This is a genomic window from Vibrio sp. 1874 (assembly GCF_033344395.1).
Taxonomy (GTDB): domain Bacteria; phylum Pseudomonadota; class Gammaproteobacteria; order Enterobacterales; family Vibrionaceae; genus Vibrio; species Vibrio alginolyticus.
The window spans coordinates 430,356-442,646 of sequence record NZ_JAWPOR010000001.1; the positions used below are offsets into that span (position 1 = coordinate 430,356).

A 12,291-nucleotide genomic window follows, 5' to 3' on the forward strand; every position below is an offset into this window, starting at 1 on the left:
TAAAATCTATGAAGTTTCAATATTCTTTCGTTGCTATGTCACTAGCCCTTGCTGGCTGTGGCGGAGGTTCTGGTGGTGACACGTCGGCACCGACCTATGATGTAGCTGGCACCATCGTTTCTGCAGGTACACTTCTTGATACGCCAGTCTGCATCGATTTAAACCAAAACTACGTTTGTGATACGACCGAGCCGAGTGCTAAAACGGATAATGCCGGTAAATTTAGCCTGACTTCAAGCGACAAAAACGTACTAACCAGCACCATTCTTGCTCAAGTTGATCAAGGTTCGAACCAAACGTTGCGTCTTGCGGCTCCGGGCCAAAACTTAGCGACGGGTAACACGGTCAATGGTGTAACAACGTTGCTCGCAGGTCTTGTGGTTGACGGTAAAACCGTTGCTCAAGCTGAAGAGATTGTGAAAGCACAACTCACCGATGCCGGTGTTTCTCTGTCTGGAACGGTAATGTCTAACGCAGAAGCCAGCGAGCTAGATAAGCTAGAGCAAAACACGGTTGCACTATTAGCTGCAATGCAGCCACAACAAATGACCCAAGGCGTAGCGCTGCTTGCTCAAAGCCTTAGCTTCCAGGGTAAATCATTGGCCTCTGATCTTCTGTCTGAAGTGGAAGTGAGTGCATTTGCTGAAGAAATTGTAGCGGTTGCTGAACAAACGGTTGGTAGTAACGATACGGGCGCCGTTCTTTATTTTGCTGAAGGAGCAGCAGACGTAGCAGAGGTTCAAGCGTCTTACCCTGGTCAAGATGCGGAGTACGGCTTCGACAAAGAGGACAAGCAAACGTCGACAGGCGCAGGCTTTAAGTTCGTTAAGTTAGATTCACAAGGTGCTGCTTTAGCTGCAGATGCGACTGAGTGGGCTTGTACTATGGACGAGCGTACTGGTCTTGTTTGGGAAAACAAAAGTGCGGATGCGAGCTCAGTTCAATTTAAAGATCGCCTATTTGCGTTTGAGTCTGAAACATTTAAGCCATTTAGCAAAGATGTAGAGCTTGCAGGTTGTAAAGACGCTGGTGATGAAGTTTGTACCACTAGCCAATATGTTCAGTACATAAACAAACAATCGTTATGTGGAATCACTGGTTGGCGCTTGCCTACTTACCGTGAGACTTATGACTTACTAGACTTTGGTGAACAAACACTGTTTGCTCCGAACGATGAATATGCAAAATACAACGTCTATGGTTTTAATGTTAAATACTTTCCACAGCAAACCATAGGTAGCCCTTATTTAGGATATGGTGCGTTTTGGCATAGCGACTTTAAGTTTACGAATGCATCATCACAACTTATTGATGGCGAGATTTATTTCCCTGCGATTGTCTCCCGGGGCAAAGATAGAGGCACTATTTCATACGTCGAGATTCGATCAAGCAACACAAGTGCGGGTGCCGATGATTCTTACCAATTCCCAATCCGTCTAGTCGCAGTTAAGGGGCAATAAGATGAAGAAATTAATAACTGTACTATCTCTTACTTTGGCTTCTCAAACTGCAATAGCTGCACAAGAGTGTTCTACTGACTTTGCTAAAACGGCACCTAACACGCGTTATACATATTCTGAGAGCGGTACCGTAACTGACCTGAAAACAGGTCTAACATGGATGCGCTGTCCAGTTGGTATGACATGGAATGTAGGAAACCAAGAATGCCAGGGGACGCGATCTACAATGTCATGGCAACTCGCTCTCTCCACAGCCAAACAAATTCGTAATAAGGACGGCAACCATCCTCTTCACAATTTTGCTGACAAAAAAAATTGGCGACTAGCAAATATCAAAGAGCTAGTATCTCTAACTGAGCGAGCTTGCCACAGCCCAGCCATAAATAGTACAGGGTTTGCTAGCGGCTATAGTCTGAAAGATGGAGATGATGTTCTAGGGCGTTATGTCTGGAGCAACACACCTAATGGCGACGGTAAGCATGTTGCAACTTTTGATACGACTAATGGTGAGGTTTTCAATAGAGATCCGTTAAACTCAAGTTTCAAAAGCTCTCTCTTGTTAGTGACAGATGAATAATAATTATTACGTTAATAAGGGTTGATAGCTTTGCCTTTATGATAGGCTCCGCCAGTGCGGAGCTTTTTCTTTTCTAACCTTTGGAACTTATCGTGTTGAGTAGAGTATTTAAACTTGGAACTGCTTAAGCTGATGTTTTTGGTTTTCCGCTAAGCCAGACAGTTCTTGCGCTGCTGCGGCTGATTGCGTAATGCCAGTTACGTTCTGGCTCACTAGTTCATAGATGTTCGTTAAGTTGTTGTTGATATCAGCCGTGACCTGTTTCTGCTCTTCTGATGCGGTTGCAACTTGAGTGTTGATTGAGTTCAGATCGGCGATAGCATTACTGATATTAGCAAGTGATTGGCTAACTTCTTGTGTCAGAGCTTGGTTGTCTGACAACATGGCTAAGCTGGAATGCATACTTTCATTTGCGTGACCAGATTGTTGCTGTAGCTCTTCTATAATGGTTTGGATCTCTTTGGTGGACTCCTGAGTTCGCGCTGCCAGCATACGTACTTCATCGGCCACTACCGCAAAGCCTCGGCCACTTTCGCCCGCTCGTGCAGCTTCAATCGCTGCATTCAGTGCAAGTAGATTCGTTTGCTCAGAAATACCTTCAATCACTTCGATCACGCGACCAATGTGTTCTGATTGTTCTTTTAGCGAAGTCACGACGGCAGCGGCTTCGTTAAGTTGTTCCGCCATCTTTTCACTTGCGCGAGTACTTTCCCCAAACATGCTTATACTTTGTGAGGTTAACGTACGTGCTTGATTTGATGCACTATCGGCTTCTTGTGCATTGGTCGATACTTCAGCTGCGGTCGACTCTAGCTGATTGATCGCCGAGGCTACTTGCTCAACTTCTTGCTTTTCTTGATCCGAGTTGACGCTGCTTTGAGTCATAACAGTTGCTAACTCGGTTGATGCTGATGCCACATCTTCACTAATGCGAACCAATGCGCTTACAGTTTCACGCAGTTTTTCTATGGTCTGGTTTACATCTCGAGCCAGCTGAGACACTTCGTTTTTCCCGATGGCTTCGGCCTTAACTAGTAGGTTTCCCTTCGCGACTTCCTGCATCGTTACTTGAAGGTTACGAATCGGCGCAACGATGTAGCTGGCGAGTACCCAACTAATAAGTGAAGCGGCACTCAAGATCACCGCAAGCGAGACGGCGCTGTAAGTGAGCGTGGTTGAATGTTGTTCGCCATTCGTTTCGACTTCATCGGTGACGATTTGATTCAATTGTTTAGATAGTTTGTCGATGGCGTTGATCATCGCTTCGCCAGCTAATCGATACTCAGCCATTGCAGATTCGTACTTTTGATTGAAATCAGAGGTGGTGTAATCAGAAGAGTGTTTAGTGGTGAGCAGAGGTGTCATGGTAACGCGAGTGAAATCAACATAGTGATTCATGGCCTTACGCATAGCATTGACTTCATTTTGAACGCCAGGGAGATTGTCGATGGAGTTAAGAAAATCGCGGTTTTTGTTTTGTCGCTTAGAAAGCTCTTGGTTGAGAGACTGAACATCTTCGGCTCTAAATAGACTATAAATGGCTTTGATGCGCATGGCGTAAGTGTTGTCTACGATGCCGCTAAGTTCCTCTTTGTGAATGATTAGCTTATGGGTGGAAGCCGAAACCTTATTGAATGCTTGATCTAGTTTACCGATTCCGACACTCAGTCCAATGATGAGTAATATAACTGTGAATAGAACAGGCAGAAAAACCTGAAGTTTAATAGAAAGCGTACTAAGAAATTGACGCATGAGATTGACCCTCTATCGGTTTGATTATTATCTTTTTTATAAATAAGCATTTCGATTTTAATTGTTACATTTGCCAAATCAATGAGTTACTCATACCTAATTGTTATGAAATGTACCAAAATCGATGGGGTTATCATCTTGAACATGAGGCAACGTTATAAAAACGTTACGTTCAAATTGAGAGAGGGATAAGTCGCGGAATTAATAGTTAGAAATGACAACGTGTCATAGAGGGTTCAACTAAGTGAAACACAACTGTCATATTCAAATTCTAAAGTGAGCACCGTTCAAGTGAAACACAACGGCAATAAAGCCACTTAAGGAAATTGTGATGAAAAAGACAGTAATCGGTGCAATCGCACTTCTAGGCGCAATGGCAGTGACTCCTGTTTCTGCTAAAGAAACTATCTCTGCAGTGGGTTCTAGCAGCGTAACTCCACTGATGGAAGTTTTCTCTGAAACGTACATGAAGAAGAACCCTAACGTATTTATCGAAGTTCAAGGTCCTGGTTCTTCAGCTGGTGTAAAAGCAGCGAAAAATGGTTCAGCAGACCTTGGTATGTCTTCTCGTAATCTAAAAGACTCTGAAAAAGAATCAACACTAATCGAAGAAGTGGTTGCTCGTGATGGTATCGCAGTGGTTGTTAACCCACAAAACAAACTGCCAGGTCTAACAGCCGAGCAAGTGACTGCAATCTACAAAGGCGAAGTATCAAACTGGAAAGAAGTCGGTGGTGCAGACAAGCCAATCGTAGCCATTACTCGTGACACGGCTTCTGGTACTCGTGGCGCATTTGAAGACATCATGTCTCTAAAAATGAAGATTTCTGGTAAGAAGGTATCAGCTATCTCTCAACGTGCTCAAGTTGCAAACGGTAACGGCGCACTGAAAACAATGGTTGCATCTAACCCATACGCAATCGGCTACATTTCTCTTGGTACTGTAGACAACACTGTTAATGCGCTAGCAATCGACGGCGTTGATGCAACGGTAGCTAACGTTAAAAACGGTTCTTACAAAGTAGCGCGTCCATTCCTTGTGCTTTACAAAGAAGGCAAGCCATCAACAGAAACGCAAAAATTCCTAGACTGGATGCTAACTGACGAAGCGCAAGCGCTAGTTGACCAAAAAGGTTACATCTCAGTTAACTAATCCCATCGGGACTCTAAAGTTTGCTCAGCCCAACGTTTCGGGCTGAGCCTTTTCTATCCATTGTGTTCAACGGCATTGCCCAGAACCGTGAGATTTTTAAATGACCATCGCAACAAATAGTGAAAAGCTTATGAATACTGACGCTAGAGCTATCAGCAAGTCAGGCCTACGCGAGAAGCGTCGTGTAGACTGGAAAGAGCGCATCTTCCACGGCTTGTTCCTAACGAGTGCCGTAATCGGCATTGTTTCATTGGCCGTTATTGCATACTTCATCGTTCGAGAGAGTATTCCGGCATTCCAAGAAGCAGGCGTATCGGGCATTGTCTTAGGACAAAACTGGTTACCACCTGCGCTTTACGGTGTCGCCACCATGATTGTGGCATCTATCGTATCGACGGCCGGTGCTGTCATTGTTGGGGTTCCAATTGGTGTTCTGACCGCCATTTTTATCGCTGAAATCGCACCAAAGCGATTAGCAGACATCATCCGTCCAGCGGTTGAGCTGCTAGCCGGTATTCCTTCAGTGGTCTACGGTTTCTTCGGTCTGGTTATTATCGTTCCATTGATTCAGAAGGTATTTGATGTACCTGCAGGTAATACTATCCTTGCCGGTATCATTGTTCTTGGTGTGATGATTCTACCAACGGTAATTACGGTATCTGAAACGTCTATCCGCGCTGTCCCTCGTACTTATAAAGAAGGTTCTTTGGCACTGGGCGCATCGAAAATCTACACCATCTTTAAGTTGCTCGTTCCAGCGGCTCGCTCAGGCATCATGACAGGTGTGATACTGGGTATCGGTCGTGCGTTGGGTGAGACCATGGCGATTATCATGGTTATGGGTAACGCGCCGGCAATGCCAGAAGGCATCCTTGATTCGGCTCGTACACTAACTGCAAACATCGCCATTGAAATGTCTTACGCAAGTGGTGTTCACGCGAACGCACTTTACGCTACAGGTGTAGTACTTCTGGTCTTCATCATGTCGTTGAACGCTGTACTACTGTACCTAAACCGAGAAAAAGCGAAGTAATCGCTCGTTAAAGGTGACTATTATGGATCGCGCAAAACTGAAAAAAGCACGCCAGTTCAAAGATAATGTCTTTAACGCATTTGTCTGGATCTCGGCAGCACTAACGGTAGGTTTTTTGTTCTGGATTATCTGGTACATCCTATCAAACGGTCTACAACACGTAGATTGGAACTTCATTACTGATAACTATACGCGCACAGGTGAAGAGCACGGTATCTTCCCAATGATTGTGGCGACCATTTACATGGTTATCGCTTCTATCGCAGTGGCAGCGCCACTCGGTATCATGACGGCAATCTACTTGACCGAATACGCGAAAGTGGGCAGTCGTTTGGTGAAAATCATCCGATTCTGTACCGAGTCATTGGCGGGTATCCCGTCGATCATTTTCGGCCTGTTTGGTATGACTTTCTTCGTGGCGATTCTTGGCCTTGGCTTCTCGATTCTGTCGGGTGCATTGACGCTAAGTATCCTAATCCTGCCAGTGATCATCCGTACAACGGAAGAAGCGCTGATGGCAGTGCCACAAACTTACCGTGAAGGCTCTTATGGCCTCGGTGCTTCTAAGATTTACACTATCTGGCGTTTGATTCTTCCGAGCGCAATGCCAGGTATCTTAACCTCGGTCATTCTAAGTATTGGTCGTGTCATTGGTGAGTCTGCTCCAGTATTCCTGACAGCAGGTATGGTTGCACGTATTCCGGATTCTTTATTGGATTCAGGTCGTACGCTAACCGTTCATCTATACAAACTGACTACCGAACTGTTTACCGTTGAAGAATGGAATCAGGCTTACGGTACGGCAACAGTGCTTATCGTAGTTGTTCTCTTGATCAACATGGTAACGAAACTGATTGCTAGACGTTTTAACACCGCAACTTACTAACAACACTAATTAAGAACGCACGTTAAAAGACACGAATTCAAGAATTAAGAGATTAAGACAATGAACAAATTTGATATTGAAAACCTAGACCTATTCTACGGTGACAACCAAGCACTGAAATCGATCAACTTACCAATTCCAGTTCGCCAAGTAACTGCACTTATCGGCCCGTCAGGTTGCGGAAAATCAACGCTTCTACGCTGTTTGAACCGAATGAATGATCTAATCGAAGGCGTGAAAATTACAGGTAAATTGGCGATGGACGGCGAAGATATTTACGGCAACATTGATGTTGCTGACCTTCGCATCAAAGTCGGCATGGTATTCCAAAAGCCAAACCCATTCCCGATGAGCATTTACGAGAACGTGGCTTACGGCTTACGTGCTCAAGGTATCAAAGACAAAAAGACAATTGATGAAGTGGTAGAGCGTTCGCTGCGCGGTGCTGCACTTTGGGATGAGGTGAAAGATCGCCTTAAATCACACGCATTCGGTCTTTCTGGTGGTCAGCAGCAACGTTTATGTATTGCACGTACAATCGCGATGGAGCCTGATGTGATTCTGATGGATGAACCAACGTCGGCACTTGACCCAATTGCGACACACAAAATCGAAGAACTGATGGAAGAGCTAAAGAAGAACTACACCATCGTTATCGTGACTCACTCAATGCAACAGGCGCGTCGTATCTCTGACCGCACTGCGTTTTTCCTAATGGGTGAACTGGTTGAGCACAACGATACGCAAGTGATCTTTAGCAACCCTCAAGACGACCGTACTCAAGGCTACGTAAATGGTGATTTCGGTTAATCCACCGTATTTACAAGCATAACTAAATAACTATAAGCGATGGTAACTTTGCCCCTCTTGATGAGGGGCCTTTTTCTTTTTAAGTCGTAGGCTTAAAACATCTACCAACACAAAAATCTTGTAAATAAGTACAACTTTCCTCCCCAGTTTATAAAGCATGTAACTTATGTGAAACATGGCTTTAAAAGTGCTGAAGAGTTCTCGAATGTAACACTAAGTCTGATAATTTTGCGAATGACTTAACAGCTCAAATTTGAACGTATTGATTGCATATCATGGCCTAAGTAGTTTTTTATCGAGGATAAAAAAGTAGATTAGGTTGGTAGGGTGAGTTTAAGAAGTTTTACAAGAAAAGTGTCTTCAACGAGGGACCATCGGTTGCTAGCGGAGGCAATCTTTGATCATTTAGAGAGTCTGTTCTCCCCTCAAGCCCTCGCTATTTTTGAAGATCCTTCAATTAACCCTCGTCATTCGATGAGCTTCTCTCGCGGAGAGCTTTACCCAACCCAAAACTATCCTGAGACATTCTGGGAGTGGGCAAGTCAGTTTGATACCTCTGAAAGCATCATACCTCTGGCGATCAACACTTGTAACTGGAATCACACCCGAGATTTAGGGGGTGACAGTTACATCATGATGCTCGACAACACGCCTATCAAACGTACCTACCTACTGATTCAATCTGTACATGCTCTCACGGCACATAATATCTATGAAGAAAGTTACGACGCAATGCAACTCGCAGCGGCGCGTTGGCAATGTATTCGTGCTGAAAAAAATGCCTCGAAAGAGATCAGGCACAGAGATATTCGTGAAGCGCAATATGTTGATGAGATTAGCCAACGCGAGCGCTTTATCGAAAATATGAAGTTAGTTCAGCAAGTTGCACTCGAAATCTCTAATCCTGATTCTTTAAAGGACTTGTACTACAAAGCCGTCGAAGCGTTACGTGAACGACTTGGGTTTGATCGCTCTACACTGATGCTTCTCGATATGAAAAAGCGCAGCTTCAGTGGTACATACGGCACGGATGAGTCAGGAATTACGATTGATGAATTTCACACACAATACGATTTACACCAACTTAGCGAGGAGTATATCACCGCGTTATCTAGCCTCGAGAGCAACTTAGTGATTGTAGAAGACGCGCCAATATACACAGCAGGCAAGGTCATCGGGCAGGGCTGGAATGCGATGTTGATTTTACGCGATGGCAATGAACCGTTTGGGTGGTTCGCGCTAGATAACTTTATTCATCGTAAGCCGATAACGGCATATCAAAAACAGATGTTGGACTCGTTTGGTTCACTCTTCTCTCAAATTTACATTCGTAAGCGCCAAGAACAAAACGTACGCATGTTGCATTCAAGCATGGTTGAGTTATCACGTTGCACTACTGTCAGCGGAGTATGTAAATCGGCCGTCACTTTCGCCATTAAAAATCTTGGTATTGATCGAATGGCGGTGTTTTTAACTGATGAAAATTGCTCTTACATGCAAGGAACGTGGGGCACCGATATTCAAGGGAACGTGGTGGATGAATCTTACTTCTTTGGCGAAACCCAAGATTTCTCTCTTATAAATTTGGCTCGCTCAATGCCAAACGAAGTCGCATTTGAAGAATCAGTGCCTATTTATCATGACTGTAATATTGTTGGCTTTGGTTGGGCTGCGATGACGGTATTGACTTCAAATAGCAGTGGTCCTATCGCCTTTATCGCTGTTGATAATTTGCTGACACGTGCGCCCTTAACTTCTCAGTTACGTGAAGTGATTCGTATGTTCGCGTCCAGCTTAGCTGAAGTATTGCAACGTACTCAAGCTCAAGAGGCGATTCGCGAACTAAACGAAAACTTAGAGCTGGAGGTTCAGAACCGAACAAAAGAGTTGGAGGAAGCCAATCGACAGCTTGAGGTACTTTCTAAGCTCGATCCTTTGACGCGTCTTGGTAATCGCCGCATGTTAGAGCATGTGATGCAAAAATATTGTGCCCTAGAGTGTGAAGACGACATGTCGTTTGGCCTGATCCTGATTGATATTGACCATTTTGGCTTATTCAATAATCACTATGGTCATCTCGAAGGCGATATTGCATTGATGCGAATTGGCTATATCTTGGATCATCATACCAAAGGTGAAGATGAAGTTTTTTGCCGTATCGGTGGTGAGGAGTTTGCGTTGCTCATGATTGGTTCTGAGCAAGAGGAGGTTCGATTGAGAGCAGAGTGCATTCGTCAGTGCATCGAGGGCGAGGGGATAAAGCATCGACATAACCCAGACGGGGAGTTACTTACCGTTTCAGTCGGTTATTCTTGTTATAAAGCGAAAGGCAAAGACTTTAATTTCGACCATTTATATCAGTTGTCGGATAAGGCACTCTATCAAGCGAAGAATCATGGGCGAAATTGTGTAAGGCGATACGAATACGTGCCCCAAGTTTTGTTGAGTAAGTGATGTTCATAAGAGCAACTTGATAGGGAAGAGGCGGCGGTTGGTGCTCTAGATAAAACCGCTAAAGCAAAATTTGGCCGGATAAGAGAATTGGCAGCTCATGAGAGCTGCCATTGTTATCTAGTTATTTATAGCTTTTCGAGTTGGTGGTCGGTTTTCGTTACGTTTGCTTTGCCAAGGTTTTGAATTTTCGCTAGCAGCGAATCAGGGCTCCAAGGTTGTTGGTTAGCACTAAAACGCGCTTGATTCATGGCATTAAGCTCTTGCTTAATTGCTTGTACGTCACCAGGGTTTAACCTGTCTTGATGAGTGGTTAAATACTCATTTACAGAGCGTTCAATTTTCGCAGCATCGCCCTCTTCGATGACTTTTTTTAGCGCGTCGATGCAAAGTGGTTGTTCAGTATTTGAAACCGTTCCACTCGCTGTTATTGACCGCTTTTTCCATGCCCAAATTGCGATTCCCAATGTCATTATCCAAAGCCCTAAGAAAACAAAGGTTAACGTTCGCCAGAGACTGTTTACACCGCCGCTTGATTCAGGACTAGGGGCTGGCACTAAAGGCGCTGAAAGAGGCGATTCCGGCAACGTGATTAGCCCAGTGTCATTTTTCTCTACGTCTAATGTTAGCTCTGGTAACGTTGTTTTCTTCGCTTCATCATTTTGACTGTCCCACCAGTTCAAGTCGTATCCTGGTAAGGTATATTTCCCGGCCTCTGTAGGAATAATGACTTGCTTCACTGTCATGGTAACGGTGCCATCTCTCGCGCTATCGAACTTAGGTTGTTCGGGATACACGCGCAGTGAACTCGGGTAACTAATATTGACTCGTGGCAGATATTCGGCTTGTGTACCGCGAGCCTTAACTTGAATGGTTCGAGTGAGTGAAGAGCCTTGTTTTACTGTGTTGATTGCGTTAGTCGACAATAGATTACCTTGATCGTCTTGCCAGCTCTGTGTCATTTCTAACGCTGAAGCAGGAAGCCATTCACCTTTAAATTCGCTCGGAATCGGTTTGACCGTGATTGGCATGCGTTCCGCTTTGGTGTTGATAGGCATTATTTTGGTTGAGCCCGTCAAGCTGTCGCCATAAATATAAGAACCGGTCAGTTTAGGACCTATCAAGGTATAAGTGCCTGGTTGATTTGCCGTTAAGCGAAACGACTGCTCTATGACCGCTACTTCTAACCCATTTAAGATCTTCTGTCTTTGTTGTAAGCCACCCAGTGCCTCAAGCTTCATGCCTTCAATCTGCGGAGGTACTATTTGCGGGTTATCTAGGCGTCGAGTGTCCGCTTTAATTAGAAGTTGTATACGTAATGTTGCAGATTGCTGAGGGTAGAGCGTACTGTTGTCGACCGTAATATTGAAGCTAAATAGATCATCAAGATTGGGGTCTGTTTGGCTCGCGTTGACACGTAGTTTGATCGGCTCAGTTTTCATGCCATCAGCGGAAAAACTTGGAATAGTCAGAACACCTTCTTTCATTGGTGCAATTGAGATACTCCACTCGGTACGCACTGATTTTCTTCCGTTAATGTTATTGCTAGAGCGGCCATAACGAGGTTGACCCAAGAAGAAGTCTTTCTCTAGAACATTGAAGTCGATTGAGTCTGAGCTGAGCTCAGTATCTGAAATGATTCTGAGGTTAATCACTTCATTCTTGGCTACTTGTGTTTTATTCACACTAGCTTGAAGTGTCTGTGCCATCACCGAGAAACTGGATATTAGGCTGGCCACAAAAATAAAGACCAGTTTTACGCCTTTGTTCATCACAGGCTTACCACTCCTTTTGAGATTGTTGTGGAGGTTGTTTTTGTTGCGCTTGAAGTTGCATTTGCGCACGGATCAAAAAGCTTGGGTCGCGAGCACTTTCTACTGCTTCTAGTCGACGGAACTCAGGATCATCCTGATGCATTTTTTCGGGATGCGCTTTAGCCTGTATTGGTTCACCTTGATCCTTCACTTGCTTGTCATCTCGTTGCGGTTGATGTTGTTCCGTTTCTTGTTTTTCTTCTTTATTTTCAGAATCTTGCTGATTTTGTGACTGTTGTCCTTGCGCTTCTTTCCCTTCGTTTTGAGACTTTTGTTGCTGTTGCTGTTGCTGTTGCTGTTGCTGTTGCTGTTGCTGTTGCTGTTGCTGTTGCTGTTGCTGTTGCTGTTGCTGTTG

General features: G+C 44.5%; 9 protein-coding genes and 1 pseudogene. 7 read left to right on the forward strand and 3 right to left on the reverse strand.

Features of this window, described 5'->3' with window-relative positions:
* Positions 1–8 precede the first annotated feature (8 nt).
* A complete protein-coding gene (locus R8N46_RS01950; RefSeq protein ID WP_054579337.1) occupies positions 9–1,460 on the forward strand; it encodes a DUF1566 domain-containing protein in 1,452 nt (483 codons plus the stop codon).
* Between the two features lies 1 nt (position 1,461).
* Positions 1,462–2,037 (forward strand): DUF1566 domain-containing protein, encoded by a 576-nt coding sequence (locus R8N46_RS01955; RefSeq protein WP_005375151.1) that lies wholly within the window; start codon positions 1,462–1,464, stop codon positions 2,035–2,037.
* A gap of 108 nt (positions 2,038–2,145) precedes the next feature.
* Here R8N46_RS01955 and R8N46_RS01960 read toward each other — a convergent pair whose 3' ends face one another.
* The gene (locus tag R8N46_RS01960) at positions 2,146–3,789 is read right to left on the reverse strand and encodes a methyl-accepting chemotaxis protein (protein ID WP_171345505.1); all 1,644 of its coding nucleotides are present in this window, start codon (positions 3,787–3,789) and stop codon (positions 2,146–2,148) included.
* Positions 3,790–4,120: 331 nt separating this feature from the next.
* On the opposite strand from R8N46_RS01960, the gene R8N46_RS01965 reads away from it, so the two are divergent.
* The 5 genes from R8N46_RS01965 to R8N46_RS01985 all read left to right on the forward strand — a co-directional run bounded on the left by R8N46_RS01965 (position 4,121) and on the right by R8N46_RS01985 (position 10,125).
* Complete coding sequence (locus R8N46_RS01965) at positions 4,121–4,942, forward strand: phosphate ABC transporter substrate-binding protein (RefSeq protein WP_005375153.1); 822 nt, start codon at positions 4,121–4,123, stop codon at positions 4,940–4,942.
* Positions 4,943–5,042: 100 nt separating this feature from the next.
* Entirely contained in the window at positions 5,043–5,975 is a 933-nt protein-coding gene (gene pstC / locus R8N46_RS01970) for a phosphate ABC transporter permease subunit PstC (RefSeq protein WP_005375154.1), read from the forward strand.
* A gap of 22 nt (positions 5,976–5,997) precedes the next feature.
* Positions 5,998–6,861 carry a phosphate ABC transporter permease PstA gene (pstA, locus tag R8N46_RS01975; RefSeq protein ID WP_005383923.1) on the forward strand — a complete coding sequence of 288 codons (864 nt, stop codon included), beginning with the start codon at positions 5,998–6,000 and terminating at the stop codon, positions 6,859–6,861.
* A gap of 60 nt (positions 6,862–6,921) precedes the next feature.
* Positions 6,922–7,671, forward strand: a complete 750-nt coding sequence (pstB, locus tag R8N46_RS01980) for a phosphate ABC transporter ATP-binding protein PstB (RefSeq protein ID WP_005375156.1) — start codon at positions 6,922–6,924, stop codon at positions 7,669–7,671.
* Between the two features lie 327 nt (positions 7,672–7,998).
* A complete protein-coding gene (locus R8N46_RS01985; protein ID WP_213972112.1) occupies positions 7,999–10,125 on the forward strand; it encodes a GGDEF domain-containing protein in 2,127 nt (708 codons plus the stop codon).
* A 125-nt stretch (positions 10,126–10,250) separates the two neighbouring features.
* Here R8N46_RS01985 and R8N46_RS01990 read toward each other — a convergent pair whose 3' ends face one another.
* Together R8N46_RS01990 and R8N46_RS01995 are read right to left on the reverse strand one after the other, a co-directional pair.
* Complete coding sequence (locus R8N46_RS01990) at positions 10,251–11,897, reverse strand: BatD family protein (protein WP_213972113.1); 1,647 nt, start codon at positions 11,895–11,897, stop codon at positions 10,251–10,253.
* A gap of 4 nt (positions 11,898–11,901) precedes the next feature.
* Positions 11,902–12,291: pseudogene (locus R8N46_RS01995) on the reverse strand (hypothetical protein); the annotation flags it as partial.

Bases quoted from the DNA above. Each gene is read 5' to 3' on its own strand.
- pstB (WP_005375156.1), top strand. From the start codon at position 6,922: ATGAACAAATTTGATATTGAAAACCTAGACCTATTCTACGGTGACAAC.
- pstA (WP_005383923.1), top strand. From the start codon at position 5,998: ATGGATCGCGCAAAACTGAAAAAAGCACGCCAGTTCAAAGATAATGTC.
- R8N46_RS01950 (WP_054579337.1), top strand. From the start codon at position 9: ATGAAGTTTCAATATTCTTTCGTTGCTATGTCACTAGCCCTTGCTGGC.
- R8N46_RS01960 (WP_171345505.1), bottom strand. From the start codon at position 3,789: ATGCGTCAATTTCTTAGTACGCTTTCTATTAAACTTCAGGTTTTTCTG.
- pstC (WP_005375154.1), top strand. From the start codon at position 5,043: ATGACCATCGCAACAAATAGTGAAAAGCTTATGAATACTGACGCTAGA.
- R8N46_RS01955 (WP_005375151.1), top strand. From the start codon at position 1,462: ATGAAGAAATTAATAACTGTACTATCTCTTACTTTGGCTTCTCAAACT.
- R8N46_RS01965 (WP_005375153.1), top strand. From the start codon at position 4,121: ATGAAAAAGACAGTAATCGGTGCAATCGCACTTCTAGGCGCAATGGCA.